The following is an 18,417-nucleotide window of genomic DNA, read 5'->3' as shown; positions in this document are numbered from 1 at the left end:
CGTGAACGGCAAGCCCGCGCGGTTTTCGTGGGGGCGCCGGGCCGCCCAATGGGCGGCGCTGGCGGCGATCGTCATCGGGGCGGCGATGGCCGGTTGGAACGGCTATTGGTACACCGTCGGCTGGATGGCGGTCAAGCGGGATGCTCCTGCGCCTTCCTCACCGCCGGCCGCAAGCCTTCCAGCGGAACGTTCGGCGCAAAAAGACGCACCGCTCGGCGCCTGCCTTGGCGAACTTGCCATCCCGAAGCTCGGGGCGGCGATTCCCGTGTATGAAGGCGTCCGCGAACAAGAATTGCGCCGAGGCGTCGGCCATTATCCAGCGAGCGATTGGCCGGGGGGACGAGGGCATGTCGTGCTATCCGGGCACCGCGATACTGTGTTCCGCCGCTTTGGCGAGCTTGAGATCGGCGATGCGCTCGTCATTCGGACGGATCGCGCCGCCATCCATTACCGCATCGTCAACATCCGCATCGTCGATGACGACGACCGGACCGTTTTGGTGGAGAAAGCGCGCCCAACGCTGACGGTGACAACGTGCTACCCGTTTCGCCTCATCGGCCGCGCTCCGAAGCGCTGCATCGTCACCGCCCGCCCGGTTCGGGTTGATGCCCTGGCGTTTCCAAGAGGATGATCTACTTGCCTGCAGGAAGGCAAACAAAAAGGCTGGAAAGTACGCTCTCCAGCCTTTTACCTTTTCCGTTCCTGCGGCGCCTTGGCATCGATTCGCTCATGCATTTGCTGGCGAAACTCTTGAAGCAGCGCCTCGCCTTGCAGCCCTTTCTTGACAAGGCCGGCCAGCACGACTTCCGCCAAATGGGTGCGCCGCGGGATCATCAGCCCTTCCATCAAGACGCTGATATGGCCGTTCATTTTCGTGATCGAACGGACGGTGACGAGCATGTTGGCCGGGTCGTTGCTCGTGTGGGTGATCGTCACTTGCAGTTGAAACTCTGGGCGCCGCTGCAAGCTCACAAACATTGGCTCATAGTCGTCATCCAAATACGCCTCCACGAGCCAGCGGTTTTGCCCGTCTTCTTTGTTGATGATCAACCCGTCAATAAATGGGATGTCTTGGCGGTGCATGTCGTCGTCAATGACCGAGAGCCCGACAAGCTTGAACGTTTTCATCTCGTCCACCTCGTTACCGTTGTCTTATCCAAGATTATAGCACAGGCGGACGAGGGAAGAAAAACGGGATGCCGCCCCTGCTGCTGAAAAACGATCTGCATGTTTTCCGCCGGATGGCAAAAACGCCATTTTGCCCCGCCATTGTCGACGAAGATTTCGCCTTTTTCGCTGAATTGTATCCATAGAGTGCACAAAAAAATGCAAAAATCGCGATTTTACGACCCAAAACGAAATTCGTTATCATAAAGGTGCGGTGGAGGAAAGGGGGGATGCGCCAACACATGATCAACCAAGTCGTGTTGGTCGGCCGGTTGACGAAAGATCCCGAGCTTCGCTACACGGCCGAAGGGGCTGCCGTCGCGACTGTCACGCTGGCGGTGGCGAGAAATTTCCGCAACGCGGAAGGGGGGATTGACGCCGATTTCGTTCCATGCGTTTTATGGCGGAAAACGGCGGAACATACCGCCAATTATTGCCGAAAAGGATCGATGGTGGCGGTGACGGGGAGAATCCAAACGCGCCGCTACGATAAAAAAGACGGTCAACGCGTCTATGTCACCGAAGTCGTCGCGGAGTCCGTCCAATTTCTCCACTCTGGAAAGAAACCAGAATGGCCGGAGCACGTATAGTCGTTTCCCCATACATGCCTTTCAAAGCGAATCCCCAAGAGAAAGAACGTGTCCCCAAACACTCCCTCAACGGATGGCGCTAGCACGTCGTTGTTAGCGCTTTTTTCAGCATGAGGGGAGCTAAATGAGCTCGGAGCACTCTTTTACGATTGTCATGATCATCGTTTCGACATGTTTTCGCTTTTTATCCGGCAGCTTTGCGAGCGCGTACATCGCTTCGCTCATCTCTTGGTTATGAAGCAAGTAGTCCAACGCCGCGAGCACCGTTTCGTGCACGTCCGCCGTTCCGTACATGTCCGTCACTTCGCGCAACAGCTCGCGCTGGCGCGTTTCGCCGCCAAGCAAAAAATCGGCGCTGATGTTGAATAATTGGCAAAGTTTTTCAAGCGACTGCACATCCGGAAGCAAGCTGCCGTTTTCCCATTTGCTGATTTGCGAACGCGATACATTCAGCTGCTCGGCCAGCTGTTCCTGTGTCCAGCGCCGTTGTTTTCGCAGCTGTTTGAGCGTTTCTCCTAAGTTTGTCATCGTTCGTCACCACGCTTTTCATCATTACTCTTTAAAGATAGAAAAGCGTGGAGCCAATGGTTGTTCCTTTTTCGCCCATTTCTCTCTTTGTTTCTAAATCAGAACAGATTTGTCCGTCATTTCGTCGTTCGGCCTCTTTTTTTGTTCAGGAAGGACATAGTACAATTAGTTAAAAATGGGAAATTATGAGCCAAAAAGAGGGGGTCAAGGTGAACATCTATCTTGCCGATTTTGTCATTTGTGAACGAAACGGGGAGAAGCACGCCCAAAACATGTACCATATCTATATTAAGGAAATGAAAAATCCGTTTTCCGTGCGGCTGAAAACGATCGCCCCCGCCAGTTTCACCGATTCGCTGCGCTCGCTGAAAAACGAAGGTGGACGGATGCGTTTTGCATCGGAAGGCGAGGCGCTGTTCCGCACGATCACCTGCTCAAAGGAAGCTCAGCTCTATTTTGTATTTAAATGCACGAGCCAGCTTTACATGTTTATCGTCAAGCTCGATCTTCGCCAAAAAAAGTTTACCGTCGCTCTCTATGAATGGAACGAACAGAGGCAAAAATACATCCCGATCCGCGCAGATGAATGGCTGGCGATGGAAAAACAGCTCATTTATGAAGTGCTGCAGTCGATTTACCTTGTCGATGACCGGCATGTATCGCACTTGTTCGCCAATCTGTCGCGTCCGAAACGGGGAACACCCCATTCCGGTTCATGATCTTCTTTCTTCTCCCAATGGAAAAAAGCATTTCCTTTCATGGCTTTCATACTATATACTGAAAATATAGAACATTGCCGCGCCTCATCTTGAACATCCACTCAGGACAAGACGACAACAAACGAAAGGGGCGGCGAAGGGAGAGGACGCATCCGTGAAACCGAATCACGCCTTCTTTGCCGCTGCCATGGTTTCGTCCTTTTTTCTTGCCCCGGATGACAGCCAGGCGGCGGAATGGAAAAAAGGCATGAGTTCCCCTGAAATCACACAAATCCAGCAGCGTTTAAAGGAACAAGGCTTTTTTACATACCCAAAAGCGACCGGCTACTTTGGTGCCATCACCGAAGAAGCGGTCAAGGCGTTCCAACGGGCGATGAACTTGCCGGCGACCGGCATCGTCGATGACGCCACCTACGCGAAGCTGAAAAAGCCTGCGTCAAACGACACGCTCGCCATCGGTTCCCGCGGTGCGGCCGTCAGTGATTTGCAGCGCCGGCTGAAACAGCTCGGCTATTTTCGCTATCCGCAAATCACCGGCTACTATGGCGCGGTGACCGCCGATGCGGTGAAGCAGTTTCAACAGGCGAACGGACTTCCCGCCACCGGCCGGGCGGATCGGGCAACGCTTGAACGGCTGAAACAAAAGGCGACCATTAAGACCGCCGAACTGTCCGACACGCTGACAATCGGTTCGCGCGGCGACGACGTCCGCAAGCTGCAGCAGCAGCTTAAACAACTCGGCTACTTTACGTATTCGGACATCACCGGCTACTATGGGGTGCTGACCGCCGACGCGGTCCGCCGCTTTCAACGCGACAACGGCCTGCCCGTGACCGGCGCGGTCGACAACCAAACCGCCGCCCGCCTCGCGAGCGCGGTAAAAGCGAAAACGACCTCCCCTGCACCGATCGAACGCGAGCGTCAAGCGGTTCGCCTCTCAATCGGCGCGCTCGGCGACGACGTCAAGCGCATTCAGACGAAGCTGAAAGAGCTCGGCTACTTCTGGACGGCCATCACCGGCTACTACGGCGCCGCCACCGCCGATGCCGTCCGCCGTTTCCAACAAGCGGCCCAACTCCCAGCGACCGGCATTGTTGACGGCGAAACATACGAGCGCCTGATCGGACAAGCCCCTGCGGCGAAGCTGGACGTCATCGAACTCGTCGCCGATGCGGCTGAGCTGCTCGGAACCCCATACGTTTGGGGCGGCGATGCGCCGGAAGAGGGATTTGACTGCAGCGGCTTCATTTTCTACCTGTTCCAGCAACAAGGCGTCCCCATCCCGCGCACCGTCGCCTTGATGTGGAATGCAGGCGCATCGGTTTCCGCCCCGGAAGTCGGCGACATCGTCTTTTTCGCCACGACCACCAACGGCCCATCGCACGCCGGCATCTATATCGGCAACGGCCAGTTCATCCATAGCGGCGCTTCGACCGGCGTGACGATCAGCCGCCTCGACCAATCGTATTGGAAACAGCGGTACTTGGGGGCGAAGCGGTTATTTTAGCATGCTATATAGATGAAATTTGAAGTTTTACTATTTTATGGATTTTACCAAGTGTTTAATCGACTGTCGGGAGACCGAACAACGCCGCTTCCAGACCCATATATGGGTCTGTGGGGCAGGCGGTTGTTCGGTCTCCCGTCACGCCTTGGCGTGACGGGCAAGCCTGTGGCTTGCCTTCGACAGTCGAAAATGGACAAACCGCTTTTCCGTCAAGGATATGTGAAACTTCTTCGTTGCATCTATATAGAACGACAACGATGACCAAAATGAGGAGGAAAACGAAGATGAAACATGCATCCCAAATGGCAGCCGCCATCTGCCTCGCCGCCGCCATCGCCCTCGGAGGAAATGGGCAAACGGTTGACGCCGCCGTCCAATGGGGGCAAGTCCAATGGAAACAAGGCATGATCGGCAAAGTCGTCATTTTGCGCGACACGCCTCTATACCGCCTGAACGGAGCAGCATGGCAGTCCGCCATGACGGCGAAACAAGGGCGCGAGTATCGCGTCTACAGCCAAAAACGGGCAGGCGGCGCCGTCTATTACAGCCTCGGCGGCGGACTGTATGCCAAACAAGGGGACGCCATCCAATACGTGCCGTTCACAAAAGACGAACTTCTCGCCCTTGTCGCCCGCTCATTGAAAGGGCAGTACATTCTTCAGGCAGGAAATGAATCCGTCCCGTTCGTCATTGAGCGGCAAAAAGGCAGCCGCTTGTTCGGCTGGTACTTATACGGCCAAAATATGTCATTGCCGCTTGAAGGCCGCATCGACGGCGCGACGGTGACGCTCTCCATTTTCTTCAACAACAACACCGAAGCGATCGCCGACTCGATCTCTTACTTAAAAGCGTACAACGTGCCGAAGGAAGAGATCGAAAAAATCGCCGAACAGCTCGCCAACAGCGGCGATTACGCCATGCAGCTGCAATTTTCCATCACGAACAGCCCGGAACAATTCGCAGGACAGTTCCGCTTTCTCGATTTGTACCTGAATGACCGCTATGACGTCGTCAAAATGACGCTTGGCCAACCGATGGACGTCACGGTGAAGAAAAACGATTGATGTTTTTGCACAAAATGTTTGCCAACCAAAACCATCAAACTGCCAAAATATTGTTCTAAATTTCTGTTACAGGCATATTCATATCAATGTCGCCATCAATGGCAATAATTTCAATGGTATATTCTCTAAAAAATTTGGCTCTTCACCACAAGTTGTACTTGAGATTTTAAGATAGGTATGCATAGGGAAAATAGAGGGTACAAAAAATGCGAATTTTCCTGTATGGTAAAGGTGACCAAACCAAACCATTGGAGGAAAATTCGCATGTACTCTCAGTTTATCAAAGAACTCATCGATTTACCAGATGTTTTGATTCAAAAGGTACGAAAAGAAGAAGAACGTTGGATTTTCGAACTTTCTCTTCCCGAACAATGCCCGTTATGTCCTGTCTGCTTGAAACGCACGATCAAAATGACAGGAAAAAAGAAGCAATGGATGCATGGCTATGCTCAGCGAATCGGGATTTTTTGGATCGAACTTCCTGTAGAGCGAAGACGTTGTGGTACGTGTGGCATGACATTCAGCACGTCTTATCCAGGAATCTCCCCTCGAAGCATAGCAACGGATGCCTTTCAACAATGGGCAGCGCAATCTTGCATAGGGACATCCATTCAGGCAGTGGCTCGTATGCTCAAGCTTCCTTACACGACCGTTGAACGTTGGTTTTATACCCATGCCCCTTCCTTCCTATCGAATGAAATCCAACCAAAGGCGGTTTGTGTCGATGAGTTTGCGTTTCGAAAAGGGCATGACTACGGGGTGGCGATCATGGATGCCGAAACGGGAGAAGTGTATGCCGTTGAAGCAGGAAAGAACGAGGAAGCCATTGGACGTGCGTTGGCTCATGTGTCTGGTTCTGTTCAGTATGTCGTGAGCGATTTGGCTCCAGCAATGAAAAAAGCGATTCAAAGGGTTTGCTCAGAGGCGACACATGTAGTTGATTATTTCCATGTCATTCAGCTGTTTACAGATGCTTTAGAGCGTTGTCGCAAATATTTAGACAAAGGAGGCAAGAAACACGGAAATGTTCGTTACGTTTGTCGTTTATTGAGCCAATGCCCAGAGAAATTGACGGAGGAAGAACGCCAAATCGTACGGAAATGGTGCAATGAAAGCGATTACTTAAAGTCTGTCTACCAATCGCTCCAACATTTTCGCTATGTGTCTAAAAGCAAAGACGAGCAACAGGCGAAACGACGTTTGGAGGCTTGGATTCACCGATATGTATTTTGTCCTTGTTCGGCTGTACGCGCCATCGCAAAATCGCTTGTCAAACGAACAGATGAAATCATATCATGCATATTGTCACCTTATTCGAATGGAAAAATGGAGGGAACAAATAACAAGATCAAGCTAATCAAACGTCGGGGATACGGATACAGAAATATCCAGCGTTTTGCATTGCGGGTTCGTCTAGAAACAGCTAACATACTTTAATGGTAGGTTCAAGTACATCTTTTGGTGATGAACCAAAAATTTGTATTTAGGGCTAGAATTTAGAAGAAAAATGTATTATTATAGGAGACGTGGAGCATTAAGGAATGATGTGAAAGTGCTAGCACTGGATGATAGCCTTGCTAATAAGTCTATCATCTGGACACACAGGATGATCTTGGTTCATGTTAGCACCTTTTAGGCAATGAATCTACTAAACGGCAGCCGTTTAGGATCATTGTCTTAAAGTTTCATAAAAATGAAGGGGGATTTTAGGCTTTATGGACAAAAAGAAAGCAGTCAAACTCGCCACAGCCAGCGCTGTAGCAGCGAGCGCTTTCGTCGCAGCCAACCCGCACGCTTCCCAAGCGGCAACGGACGTGGCGACGGTCGTCAGCCAAGCGAAAGCGCAAATGAAAGAAGCATACTATACGTACAGCCATACGGTAACGGAAACGGGTAAACTCCCGAACATCAGCGATGTGTATGCAGCCTACAACAAAGCAAAACAAGCGTATGCAAACGCGGTCGCTGTTGTGAACAAAGCCGGCGGCGCGAAAAAAGACGCGTATTTGGCCGATTTGCAAGCTACATACGAAACGTATGTATTCAAAGCCAACCCGAAATCGGGCGAAGCGCGCGTTGCCACCTACATCGACGCTTACAACTATGCGACAAAATTAGACGCGATGCGTCAAGAACTCAAAGCAGCCGTCGATGCGAAAGATCTGAAAAAAGCAGGAGAGCTCTACCACAAAATTTCGTACGAGCTCAAAACGCGCACCGTCATCCTCGACCGCGTATACGGTCAAACGACGCGCGAACTGCTTCGTTCGCAATTCAAAGCCGAAGCGCAAAAACTGCGCGACAGCTTAGTTTACGACATCACGGTTTCGATGAAAGCGCGTGAAGCGCAAGACGCCGTCAAAGCCGGCAACCTGGACAAAGCAAAAGCAGCGCTTGACCAAGTCAACCAATACGTATCGAAAGTAACCGATGCGTTCAAAGCCGAACTGCAAAAAGCAGCGCAAGACGCCAATGCGGCATATGAAGCGGCATTGACGCCGAAGGTTGAGAGTGTAAGTGCGATTAACCTTAAATCAGCAGTTATTAAGTTTAACAAAGAAGTTGACGAAAAAACTGTAACAACTTCTACGATTAAAGTTTACAAAAACAACTCAACAAGTGCTGAAACTGTTACAGTTACACTTTCTGAAGACAAAAAATCAGCAGTAGTTGTATTCAACACAACTCTTCAACAAAGCGATTCTTTAAAATTTGTAGTTGAAGGTGTAAAAACTACTGACGGTAAAGATCTTGCAAAATATGAACAAACTGTAACTGTTACTGATACTACTGCGCCAGAAGTTACAGATGTGAAAGTATTAAGTTCTAAGTCATTAAAGTTAACTACAACAGAACCAATCGACGCTTTGAATCCAGATACTGGATTTGCGGTTCGCACTGAAGTTAAAGTAGATGGTGTATCTGTACCAGTTGAGGTTGTTCGCGATGCATCTGATAACTCTGTAGTATTGAATTTTGGTCAAAGCTTATCTGTTGGTGAGCATAAGTTAGCAATTAGCGGTCTTAAAGACTATGCTGGTTTCAAAATTGCTGATAAAGAATTTAGCTTTACTATTGCAGCTGATACAACAGCACCAACTGTAACAGCAGCAAAAGTAGTAGATGCTAACACTGTTGAGGTAACATTCTCTGAGCCAGTTAGCAACATTGGTACAGTCACAATTGCTGGTACTCAATTTACTCAATCTGATGTTGGTGCTCTTGGTGCTAAAACTGTATCAGCAAACAAAGACAAAACTGTTTATACATTTAAAAACACTGGATTAATTAGCAGTCTTGGTCTTGGTGCACTAGTAGAAGTTCAGTTGAAATATCAAAACGTTACTGACGTTGAAGGTAACAAAAATACAACTGAACAAACATTCAAGTTTAAAGCTGAAGATGACACAACAGTACCAACTGTAACATTAAACTTAAAAACAGATAATACATTAGAAGTATTGTACTCTGAATCAGTTTCTAATGCTGGTACTATTACTGTAAAAGATTCAAAAGGTACAGTATTAGTTAATAAACTAGCATTATCAACTTACTATAACTCAACTGATAAGAAAGCAACTGTTCCTGCTTCTGCATTACAATTTGACAATAAAGATGCAGGTTCTTATACAGTAGTTATCGAAGGAGTAAAAGATGCTTCTATCCGTGCAAATGAAGCACCTGCTATTACTTCTACAGTAACTATTAAAGACGTAAAAGCACCAACAGCTCAAACTGCTGTACTTTCAGCTGATGGCAAAACTATTGATATCTACTTCTCTGAGGCAATGGATACAGCTACATTGTCTAATAAAGACAACTATGTTTTAGGTTCTGGTTTCTTATCATCAATTTCTGGTGCAACTTTAACAGTTGGTACAGATGCTAAATCTGTGAAGATTACTCTTCCAACAGCAACATCTGAAACTAATATCAAAGTGTTAGGATTAAAAGATACAGCTGGAAATATTGTATATAACTTTAATCAACCTATTCCTTTAACAAGTGTATCATCTATTACATTTAACCAAACTTCTATCGATGCAGCTACAGTTAAAGCAGTAGCTCCAAACAAAATTGAATTAAGCTTAGCTGCTGGTTATGCTTACACATTTGGAAACGTAGATCCAAGCACATTCGCATTATATGATGCTCAATCTAATACTGCGAATGCTAAATACGTAGCAACTGCTTATGAATTATCTGCTGATAAGAAGAAACTTACATTAACATTAAATGGTAACCTATACACAAACGGTACATTTGATGGTGCTTCTGGTACACTTTACCTTGCAACTACTAACAGCTTAACAACAAACAGTGCAGGTAAAGCATTATCTATCGCTAAGACTGCTGGTCTTGCAGTAGCGGATGCTATTAAACCAACAGTTTCTAAAGTTGAAGCTGGAGATACATTGGATGGAGATACAACTGTAGAGGCTAACACATTTACAGTTACATTCTCTGAGCCAATTCAAACAGCTGGTAGCGGTGATGCTGTTGACGAGGCAAACATCTTAAATGAACTTGCAGTACGTGATGCTAGCGGTAAATTGCTTGCTGCATCTCAATTAGACATCGTAGATCATGATGGTACAAATATCGATGGTTCTAAAGTATTAGTAATCCAAATTGCTGATGGTGCGTTAGATGTAGGTAGCAACACAATTACAGTTGGAATCCCAGTTCCACGTGTAATTACAGACATGGCATCTACTCCAAACTTAATTGAGGAAGTAGCGCCTAAATCTGTAACAGTTAGCACAGTAGCTGCGCCTGTTGCTCCATCAAGCGCTACATTAGCAGTTGGTACGAATGCTGGTACAACTAAACTAACTGGCGTAGATAATACAATGGAGTATAAAGTTGGTGCTGGCTCATGGACAGCTATCACAGGTACTTCTGTAGATAACATCTCTGTAAATAAAGGAGATGTAATCCAAGTTCGTGTAGCAGCTAAAGATGGTGTATCTGCTGGTGCTGCAAAATCTATTACAGTAGATTATGCTAACATTAAACCAGCTGCTGCCCCTACAGGTATTGCCCTTGCTGCAGCTACAAACACTGGTACAAAGCTTACTGGTGTAGCTGCTGGAATGGAATATCGTGTTAATAATGGTACTTGGGTAGCAATCACAGGAACAACTGTAGATAATATCGCTGCAGCTGCAGGAGATACAATTGAGGTACGCGTAGCTCAAACTGCTACACAACCTGCTTCTCAATCCTATACACATGTACTTACTGCTGGTGAAGTAAAATAATAGGATGCGTCTATTGAAAAGTCTCGCGGAGAGAAATCTCTGCGGGGCTTTTTTTTGGGTCGCGTGCCTGTTACGCCTCGGAATTTGTCAAACAGGCATTGGAAGAAGCCTAGTAGAGAACCACCTCTACTAGCCCTTTTGTTTAGGTGTAATTTTATTGAATGATATAATAATGGGGTAAGATGATGAAAGGGAGGTATAGGTAATGAATTTAAAGATATGGTTCAGCCTATTTCTAGTGTTGCTGTTAGCGGTTGGTTGCTCAGCAAATGAAGAAAAGAAAGCGAATGAACCAAAGAAGGAAGAAACAACGACAAAAGAAAAACAAACAAGAGAGCTAGTACAAAACAAAGAACTGACGAAGAAAGTGAAAGAAGAGAAATATGTTCTTGACGGTCAAGTGTACACGCAAAACGGCATGGCAGTAGGAACGCTGGTGTTGGATAAGAAAGTTAGCGATGCGGATGCAAAGAAACTAGCAGAAAAATACGCAAAAGAACTAAAAGAAGAGTATAAGGATATGAAAGTAAACGTGCAGGCTGTTCGTGATGGGAAGAACGTTGCTAATATCACGTTAGAGTGAGCTAATAATCAATGAAAGGTCTCGCGAAGAGAAATCGCGGGGCTTTTCTTTTTCTTAAACTTATAGTATTAGAATTGGTTATTTTTTGAATGGATAAAATAAGACAGAGAGTTAAAAAAGTCTTTCGGATCACATTGGAATCGCTTCGTTTTAAAAAAACGGGCTTTATAGTAAATTATTGGCTCTTCACCACAACATGTACTTGACAACGGTTTCCTGACAAGGATAGGCAAAAAGTGCTGATGTTCCCTCACAAGCGTAAATAGGGGATGTTCAGAAAAAAATCAAGTACAACTTTTGGTGAAGAGCCAAATTATTGTTAGAAATACTCTAAATTAGAAGTAGAGTGTTATAATTTAAATAGTATAAAATAATATAATAAATGGTATAATTATTCTATATAGTAATATTAATGGGACATAGGTGATAGGAATGTTAATCGTTAGAACCAAAGAAGAATTAAAAAGAGCTAAAGAAAATAAGGTTAAAGAATTTATTGTTGTTGGAGAACTCGCTCAAAAGTTGCACAAAGCCGAAAAAATCAGTAAGTTAAGTAAAACAGCAGCAGTTGCACTAGCAGGGGCAGTTGGAGTTGGTGTAGCAACTACACCAGTTACTGGCGGTGTATCATTAGGAGTTTCTGCTTTGATTGGAACAGGAGTCGCAGCAACTGCTGGTGTTTCAACTGGTGTTATTTATGCTACGATTGCTGTAGGTGGAGTGCTGTTAGTTTATGCTCTTTACAAGGAATATAATGTAACGGTCATAAGAAGACCAGATGGAACCATTGAATTGCAGTTTAATAGAAAATAAATGGGATCGGTGCCTGTCACCGTCCAAAGTTTATCAAAATATCTCGAAAGGCTCTGTGGAGAAAAATCTCTACAGGGCTTTTCTTTTTTTAAATCTGTACCAAACATAATTTCAAATATATATTATGACTGTAGATGAGCATTTTTCATTACAATAATTTCCATGTATTAAGAGACAAACAGGGTACCCCTTAGGCGACATGGAGCTGTTTTTTGACAACATCAATGGGAATATCTTGCTTCGCCGCGTCGTAAATGAACTCAATCAGGCTGTGTCCTTTCCGAGTCCGAAGAAGGTTCAGCCCGGCAGAGATGTCTTGTTGGGATTCCGCTATGCTGTACACGCAAGCCAACAAAACGGTCACCCAATACCGTTTGACCGCCCGAATGTGACGAACACGGTACCCATCGAGCTTCAGCTGGTCTTTTACCTGCCGGAAAAAGCATTCGATCGACCAGCGTTGGGCATAGTAACGCAAGATGTCTTCGTCACTCAGCTCCCGATCGGTGCTCAAGACGCCATGAAGATGTTCGGGTGTCATCGGCTGATCAGCCTTCCAAGTAAGCAGCACCACCGCATCATCGAGACCATTGAGCGCGCCTTCGTAGCGATAGACACGATAGCGCTCGTTCCCCACCGTGACGAGGCGGGTGTCTCGCGGTTCGAGATAGCGGGCGAACTGCTTCGCTTGGACGGCGATGCCTTTCGGGTAGAGAATTCGGTTCGTCTTGAGCATCGCGATGACATGGAATCCCTTTTTCAGGCAGGCTTCGATGAGCTCTTTGGACGGATACCATGAATCCATGAGCACATACACCGGATGATCCGGCTTCACCTTGAGCGAAGAAAGCATCTCCATCGCTAGGTCGACTTTGCTTGTTCCCGCCGTCTTATCATAAAGACGAAACGCGAACGGGAATGCCTGAGTCATGGTGTGTACCATCAGCCAAACGAGCGAATGCCCCCAGACCGATTGATGATCTTTGTGAGAGAAATGCCAATCACACCCTTGAATGGCGTGTGCAGCCCGTGACGAAGGCTTCGTTTTTTGGCAAATGGTATCATCAATCGAAACAAAAAGGGGTTGATTCTCCCGTTTGGCGATTCGCTCGATGCGATGAAGGATCCATTGCTGGAGTTTGCGAAGCAACGTCTCTTCATCCCAAGGGCTTTTCGTGAAAAAATGGCTGAGCGTTGTTCGATGGTTGGGATGAAAACTCCAGTGATGGACATCGGTCAACGTTCCCGAAAATCCCTTGGTAGTCAAGGCATCCACCATATGAACGAGATGCTTGATGACCGGTTTCGAGAAATAAAGCGCCAACCCCAACGCCATGAAAAACTTGTGGATTCCTTGATGATGTGCTAATCTATTCATGAGACATGAACCTCCTTGTGAATGGTTGGTTAGCACATCTATTTTAACCAAGGAGTCGGGTTCATGTCTCCTTTTTTGTTTGGATGTAAATTTATGTTAGTGAATTTGCTCATCTACAGTTATGATTGTGAACCCATAGTCATAGTGCCTCAATTCCTTTCGGGGAATTGGGGCTATTTTTGTTTTAGGAGGGAAAAGGATGAGCAAGTATCAAACCATCAACAGCTAGAGTTGCTAGAAAGGGAGGTGCCTGCCAAGCAGCCAGCGAAGCGCGTCAACATTGTCAGCCTGAAGCTCGTTCGAGAGTCTAGCGTGCTGTACAAGGAGCGTCAAATCAAGTCTCCGGAAGATGCGTACAAGCTGTTGGAGCCGTTTCTTGCGGAAGCCGACCGTGAGAAGTTTGCCGTTGTCTGCCTTGACACGAAAAACCAGCCGACTGCCATCAACGTTTGCCATGTCGGAAGTCTGAACGCTAGCATCCGTGTATCCGATGGAGGTGATGAAGGCTGCCATTCTCTCTAACTCTGCTTCTATCATCGTAGCCCATAATCATCCCAGCGGTCATTGCCAGCCGTCGAGGGAAGACATCGAGGTAACGAAACGGTTAGTGGAGGCGGGAAGGATCCTCTCCGGAATTAATCGAAACAGAGAAACATTGGTTGGGTTTCTATTTTTTTCGTTCATATGCAGGAATTTGCTTGTTTTTGTTGAAAGAATCCTTGATGATGCATGAACGGAGATTGCTCGTCATTTTGTTGGGGGCAGATGAGCCTGTTGCAAATATGACAAAAAAAGGGGGGGAGAAAAGGTGAAGGTGCTTGAGTACCGCTTTGCCATTGCACCTCTGTTTCACTTCATTGCAAGCAAATCGATGGAAGCAGGCTTGCATGTATGTGATGGACGTGGAAAGCAAACCGTGCAGTTGTTTATGAATGATCCCGCTTCCGAGAAAGGGAAGAAGCGCATCGGGGCTATACAATATGAAGGAAGCAACGATTACGCAATGAAAGAGCCTTACATTGTCAGCTGGAGGTTCGAGCGAGCGTTGCTTCCTGATGGACTCAAACAAGACTTGGAGGCGATCACAGCGTTTCGCAGAGATCGAAACGCAGGCCCGGCCATCAATCCAAACGCTCAGTCGATTGCTTTTAAGTTTGAAGCGTTGACGGATGCCGCCAAAGAAACGATTGAGGCGATTACGGCCGTTCTTAAGAAGCATGCAAGAAGTTGAAACGGTTGCGCTCCTGTTGCACTACGATGGATGGGACGATGCAGCTGAGGGGAAGATTGAAAGGGAAATGGGGGATTAGGAATGGCGCATGTATTTCAAATCAAAACAAAACCGCATGGGTTTCAGCGGTACGACGAATTCATTCGCGACCAGGTCATTGGGATTGGCTGGCCGCTGATTGGCAATTTAGACGGCATAAGCAAAGATGAACTGCGAGAGCGATTGCGCAATGTGTACCATTATTCGGGGGCGAAGCTTGGCAACGCTCTTGGCGCGATCTGGGCGTTTGTCCATACGATGGAACAAGGGGATGTCGTGTTGGTTCGCCATGGCGCATGGCTCAGCATTGGAATCATTGGCCCCTATCGCTATGTGAAACATCTCGACAATGATATCGATGGGTTTTGCCATCAACGATCGGTGGAGTGGAAGATCATCAATGAAAACGTTCGGTTGTATAATGAGAAAGTGCATGAAACATTGCGGAACCCGGGAGTTGTGACAAAAAGCAAATATACTGTACACGAACTTCAACTAGGGATTTAACGGTGAAGCAGGAATGTTTGAGACATATATGAAATGGTTCAAAGGTCGAAAATAGTCATTTCGTCTCACTTCCTTGCGAAGAAAATCATGGTACAATCATGATGAAAGGTACAGCTAAGGAAACTTAGCGTCACAAAGCTACAGGGGCTAAGGGGAAACCTATGCCAGCCAGCTGCCATTACCAAAAAATAAAGGAGGAATTGGTAATGTTGAAGAAAGGATGGCCGATTTTGGTGGCGTCGATGCTCGTCGCCTCTCCGGCGTGGGCGGCCGCCAAGCCTGCTGGCAAAGCGCATGAGCGCGAAACGATGGTGAAGAAAGTGGAAGTCGTCGTCAAGAAGAAGACGGAACAAAAGGAAACAGAGGCGAAGAAAAAACAGGAATCGTCCAAGCAACAAAAATGGCTTGCGCAAAAGTTGGCGCAGTTAAATAAAAAAGTAGGCCAAATTGAAGAGCGGTTAGACAAAGTGACCGCTCGCATTCAAGCATTGAGCGAAGCGGAACCGGCAACGGATACGCAAGCCTCGCCGACGCCTGCGGATTCGTCACCAACGGGCGAGCCGTCCGCTTCTCAACCGACAGGAGCCACAGCGGCAACTGACGCTCCGAGTGGACAAGCCATAGCGGCCAATGACGCTGCAACTCCGGATTCCAGCGGGCAAACGGCAACGGAGGCGCCGTCTCCGACTTCTCCACAACCTGTTGGTGAAGACCAAGAGGAACTCGATGAAGAAAAACAAGCGCAAATCGATGGCCTCATCGGCCAGCTCATCGCGCTGTCCAACCAGCTGCGGGCGGTGACGAATGACATTCGCGCTCTTGAAAAGAAAGTCGGCGCCAACAACGCAGACATTCAGAAGGTAAAAGAAAAAGTCAAGGCGTTGAACGATCAAGTGCAAGCGAACAAAAAGGCGTTGCTTCAGTTGCTGTAGAAATGAAAGGAAAGGGTGTCCCCCAGACGGCGGGACACTTTTTTACATTAACGGAGAATGTTGATGGATGTGTTCTCCAGGGGCTACGATCATGGTGAATGATGGATTCTTTTTCACTATCCCCCGAGACAGACTGTGTTTTCCTAATTTTCGTCTCCCTTGAAATCATGAAGGTGATGGCTTCTTGCTGAGCTTGAAGATCCGAAGCAGGATTCCATACTTTGATTGCGTTTTCTGTTGTTTTTGGTAAGCTGCTGTGAAGGATTTAGGTGTTTTTTTCTAACAATTTTGGCTCTTCACCGCAACATGTACTTGACAAGCAATGCGGTTTCCTGCACAAGGATATGCAAAAATCACTGATTTGCTGGTTTTCCCTCACAAGCGTAAATAGGGTATGTTCAGAAAAAATCAAGTACAACTTTTGCCTGAATCCGTGATGGATGGAAATCAACTTCGATTTTGGTGCTAGTTATATGGATGAATGATCCATAAATCCCTTTTTGTGATGATTCCCTGCACTATTTTCATGTTTAAAAATGAGATAAATTTCTTTTTATGGAGATCTAAACTAAAAAAGAGGCAAAAAAGTACAGGGAGTGATGGTTGACTTTTGCATCCGAACATCTGTTTGTTATCTTGCTTCTTTCCATTTTTGATACACATTCAGTAGGAGTATACTGTACCCGCTCCTTCGCGTCAGTTTCATCCATAGTTGCCGTGATCGGCGAACGAGTCGCCCTGCCATCGTGATCACCGTCTGAATGATCGTCTTGATGCGGCGGCGTTTCACTTTGTGATGTAATGGATGTCTCGGGTCGCTTAATAGATCTTGTCCGATCAGGCGAAGAAGGTTGTACACGAAGGCTCCCATGACCAACACGAGCGCATTCGTTTTCATCTTCCCAGATGGAAGCCGCTCTAAATCTAAGTCGCTCTTGAGTTCGCTATGAAACTGTTCGCATGTCGCATGATCATGATACAACGCGAGCACATCGCTCATTCGAACATGCTCGTATCCTTTGAGCCGCACCCAATAGCTTTCCACTTCATAATTAGGAACGAGCATCACCTGTCCATTGCGTTCCATCGTCCGTTCCGTCACTTGGGTGACTTGAACGTACGTATACGTATTTCCATCGATCGCTGCCGTCTGTGGAAGGCATAACTCATACGTTTGGACTCCTTCTGTTTGTCCATCATCGACGCGTTTGCCCTTTTGCGAAGCGATCTGGAACCAAAGCGCTTTCGATTCTCGGCGCAAGTTTCGTTTGATGACAAAGTCCACGTCTTCCTTTAGACACACGTGCACGTTTGCTTCCGCGTCGTTTCCTGCATCCATGCGAACAAGCAGACGAGACGAGGTCAGTTGACGAGCTCGACGGATGGCGGTGGTTAAAAACGAAGGCATGTTGTCTTGCACATGTTGTTTTCCAGGACGCAACTCGGCATGAACGATATAGCCTTCCTTCCCCGCATACGCAAACAACGGCGTAAAACCGTCAAATCCTTTATACGTTCGACTCACTCCTTCTTTTTTCGTATCGGAGTTGTCAAATGGGGAGCCATCTATATCAAGGGGAAGCCATGTCGTCTTTCCTTTGGCCCAACAAGGGGACAAGGTGGCATGTCGTTGAATCAACAGACGCATGGACTCCTCCCAAAGAATCGTTTCGGTCATCGGAAGACAAGCGAGCTGATCGAGTCGCTGTCTCAACGTTGGGGAGGAAGGCACGTGCTGAATGCCCATCGATGTCGAAAAGATATCGTCCTGACGATATGCTTCAATATGATCAAAGTCCGTTTTTCCTGTGGCAAGCAAGCCGATCATCGAGCGAATGACGTCGCTATGGGAAATGTGCACGTCTCGACGAACGGTAGGAGGCCGAAGCGCGTTTACTCGTTTATTCAGTTTCGTTTGATGGAGCAAGTAGCCAACGAGGGCAAGCCCCGCACTTGGGGTAATGGCTTCATCTGTCAACACAAACCGAATCGGGAAATCTTTCATCGCATTTTCACCTGCTTGATGAAAAGTCGTTAACGTCGTTTTCCCTTATCGTATCAACGGTTTGCGACCATTGTAAAGATGTTTTGTCAC

General features: G+C 47.3%; 16 protein-coding genes, 1 pseudogene and 1 riboswitch. Of the genes and pseudogenes, 13 read left to right on the top strand and 4 right to left on the bottom strand.

Features of this window, described 5'->3' with window-relative positions; genetic code table 11:
* Position 1 precedes the first annotated feature (1 nt).
* A complete protein-coding gene (locus GYMC52_RS16615; protein ID WP_013524710.1) occupies positions 2-631 on the top strand; it encodes a class D sortase in 630 nt (209 codons plus the stop codon).
* A 56-nt stretch (positions 632-687) separates the two neighbouring features.
* On the opposite strand, the gene GYMC52_RS16610 is transcribed toward GYMC52_RS16615, so the two are convergent.
* On the bottom strand, positions 688-1,128 hold the full coding sequence (locus tag GYMC52_RS16610) for a YwpF-like family protein (protein ID WP_013524709.1): 441 nt from the start codon (positions 1,126-1,128) through the stop codon (positions 688-690).
* 269 nt (positions 1,129-1,397) lie between these two features.
* On the opposite strand from GYMC52_RS16610, the gene ssb reads away from it, so the two are divergent.
* The gene (gene ssb, locus GYMC52_RS16605) at positions 1,398-1,757 is read left to right on the top strand and encodes a single-stranded DNA-binding protein (RefSeq protein ID WP_011232661.1); all 360 of its coding nucleotides are present in this window, start codon (positions 1,398-1,400) and stop codon (positions 1,755-1,757) included.
* 120 nt (positions 1,758-1,877) lie between these two features.
* Here ssb and GYMC52_RS16600 read toward each other — a convergent pair whose 3' ends face one another.
* On the bottom strand, positions 1,878-2,285 hold the full coding sequence (locus tag GYMC52_RS16600) for a helix-turn-helix domain-containing protein (RefSeq protein ID WP_013524708.1): 408 nt from the start codon (positions 2,283-2,285) through the stop codon (positions 1,878-1,880).
* A 209-nt stretch (positions 2,286-2,494) separates the two neighbouring features.
* Between GYMC52_RS16600 and GYMC52_RS16595 the strand changes: the two genes are divergently transcribed.
* From GYMC52_RS16595 to GYMC52_RS16565, 7 genes are all read left to right on the top strand, one after another.
* Positions 2,495-3,004 carry a hypothetical protein gene (locus tag GYMC52_RS16595; RefSeq protein WP_013524707.1) on the top strand — a complete coding sequence of 170 codons (510 nt, stop codon included), beginning with the start codon at positions 2,495-2,497 and terminating at the stop codon, positions 3,002-3,004.
* 154 nt (positions 3,005-3,158) lie between these two features.
* A complete protein-coding gene (locus GYMC52_RS16590) occupies positions 3,159-4,511 on the top strand; it encodes a peptidoglycan-binding protein (protein ID WP_013524706.1) in 1,353 nt (450 codons plus the stop codon).
* Positions 4,512-4,795: 284 nt separating this feature from the next.
* Positions 4,796-5,575 (top strand): hypothetical protein, encoded by a 780-nt coding sequence (locus GYMC52_RS16585; RefSeq protein ID WP_013524705.1) that lies wholly within the window; start codon positions 4,796-4,798, stop codon positions 5,573-5,575.
* A 264-nt stretch (positions 5,576-5,839) separates the two neighbouring features.
* Positions 5,840-7,012: an ISL3 family transposase gene (locus GYMC52_RS16580; protein WP_013522940.1), complete on the top strand. Its 1,173-nt coding sequence runs from the start codon at positions 5,840-5,842 to the stop codon at positions 7,010-7,012.
* 278 nt (positions 7,013-7,290) lie between these two features.
* Positions 7,291-10,839, top strand: a complete 3,549-nt coding sequence (locus tag GYMC52_RS16575) for a hypothetical protein (protein ID WP_013524704.1) — start codon at positions 7,291-7,293, stop codon at positions 10,837-10,839.
* A 205-nt stretch (positions 10,840-11,044) separates the two neighbouring features.
* Positions 11,045-11,422, top strand: coding sequence for a hypothetical protein (locus GYMC52_RS16570; RefSeq protein ID WP_013524703.1), 378 nt, complete (start codon positions 11,045-11,047; stop codon positions 11,420-11,422).
* Positions 11,423-11,854: 432 nt separating this feature from the next.
* Positions 11,855-12,235 carry a hypothetical protein gene (locus GYMC52_RS16565; RefSeq protein ID WP_013524702.1) on the top strand — a complete coding sequence of 127 codons (381 nt, stop codon included), beginning with the start codon at positions 11,855-11,857 and terminating at the stop codon, positions 12,233-12,235.
* A 190-nt stretch (positions 12,236-12,425) separates the two neighbouring features.
* Here the strand turns inward: GYMC52_RS16565 and GYMC52_RS16560 are convergent, their stop codons facing one another.
* Positions 12,426-13,613 (bottom strand): IS701 family transposase, encoded by a 1,188-nt coding sequence (locus GYMC52_RS16560; protein ID WP_013524701.1) that lies wholly within the window; start codon positions 13,611-13,613, stop codon positions 12,426-12,428.
* A 231-nt stretch (positions 13,614-13,844) separates the two neighbouring features.
* Between GYMC52_RS16560 and GYMC52_RS19645 the strand changes: the two are divergent.
* The 4 genes and pseudogenes from GYMC52_RS19645 to GYMC52_RS16540 all read left to right on the top strand — a co-directional run bounded on the left by GYMC52_RS19645 (position 13,845) and on the right by GYMC52_RS16540 (position 16,322).
* Positions 13,845-14,346 (top strand): annotated as a pseudogene (locus GYMC52_RS19645) (JAB domain-containing protein).
* A gap of 75 nt (positions 14,347-14,421) precedes the next feature.
* Positions 14,422-14,844 (top strand): hypothetical protein, encoded by a 423-nt coding sequence (locus GYMC52_RS16550; protein ID WP_013524700.1) that lies wholly within the window; start codon positions 14,422-14,424, stop codon positions 14,842-14,844.
* 81 nt (positions 14,845-14,925) lie between these two features.
* Positions 14,926-15,390, top strand: a complete 465-nt coding sequence (locus GYMC52_RS16545) for a hypothetical protein (protein WP_013524699.1) — start codon at positions 14,926-14,928, stop codon at positions 15,388-15,390.
* 97 nt (positions 15,391-15,487) lie between these two features.
* Positions 15,488-15,570: riboswitch (cyclic di-GMP riboswitch) on the top strand.
* A 26-nt stretch (positions 15,571-15,596) separates the two neighbouring features.
* Positions 15,597-16,322, top strand: coding sequence for a hypothetical protein (locus GYMC52_RS16540; RefSeq protein ID WP_013524698.1), 726 nt, complete (start codon positions 15,597-15,599; stop codon positions 16,320-16,322).
* A 631-nt stretch (positions 16,323-16,953) separates the two neighbouring features.
* Here the strand turns inward: GYMC52_RS16540 and GYMC52_RS16535 are convergent.
* On the bottom strand, positions 16,954-18,327 hold the full coding sequence (locus GYMC52_RS16535; protein ID WP_012820626.1) for an IS1380 family transposase: 1,374 nt from the start codon (positions 18,325-18,327) through the stop codon (positions 16,954-16,956).
* Positions 18,328-18,417: the final 90 nt, after the last annotated feature.

The organism is Geobacillus sp. Y412MC52, assembly GCF_000174795.2.
Lineage (GTDB): Bacteria > Bacillota > Bacilli > Bacillales > Anoxybacillaceae > Geobacillus > Geobacillus thermoleovorans.
The sequence above is the reverse complement of the archived record's forward strand: the minus strand, read 5'-3'. Positions and strand labels throughout refer to the sequence as shown.

Bases quoted from the DNA above. Each gene is read 5' to 3' on its own strand.
- GYMC52_RS16575 (WP_013524704.1), top strand. From the start codon at position 7,291: ATGGACAAAAAGAAAGCAGTCAAACTCGCCACAGCCAGCGCTGTAGCA.
- GYMC52_RS16565 (WP_013524702.1), top strand. From the start codon at position 11,855: ATGTTAATCGTTAGAACCAAAGAAGAATTAAAAAGAGCTAAAGAAAAT.
- GYMC52_RS16580 (WP_013522940.1), top strand. From the start codon at position 5,840: ATGTACTCTCAGTTTATCAAAGAACTCATCGATTTACCAGATGTTTTG.
- GYMC52_RS16535 (WP_012820626.1), bottom strand. From the start codon at position 18,327: ATGAAAGATTTCCCGATTCGGTTTGTGTTGACAGATGAAGCCATTACC.
- GYMC52_RS16610 (WP_013524709.1), bottom strand. From the start codon at position 1,128: ATGAAAACGTTCAAGCTTGTCGGGCTCTCGGTCATTGACGACGACATG.
- GYMC52_RS16600 (WP_013524708.1), bottom strand. From the start codon at position 2,285: ATGACAAACTTAGGAGAAACGCTCAAACAGCTGCGAAAACAACGGCGC.
- GYMC52_RS16585 (WP_013524705.1), top strand. From the start codon at position 4,796: ATGAAACATGCATCCCAAATGGCAGCCGCCATCTGCCTCGCCGCCGCC.
- GYMC52_RS16570 (WP_013524703.1), top strand. From the start codon at position 11,045: ATGAATTTAAAGATATGGTTCAGCCTATTTCTAGTGTTGCTGTTAGCG.
- GYMC52_RS16545 (WP_013524699.1), top strand. From the start codon at position 14,926: ATGGCGCATGTATTTCAAATCAAAACAAAACCGCATGGGTTTCAGCGG.
- ssb (WP_011232661.1), top strand. From the start codon at position 1,398: ATGCGCCAACACATGATCAACCAAGTCGTGTTGGTCGGCCGGTTGACG.
- GYMC52_RS16560 (WP_013524701.1), bottom strand. From the start codon at position 13,613: ATGAATAGATTAGCACATCATCAAGGAATCCACAAGTTTTTCATGGCG.
- GYMC52_RS16540 (WP_013524698.1), top strand. From the start codon at position 15,597: ATGTTGAAGAAAGGATGGCCGATTTTGGTGGCGTCGATGCTCGTCGCC.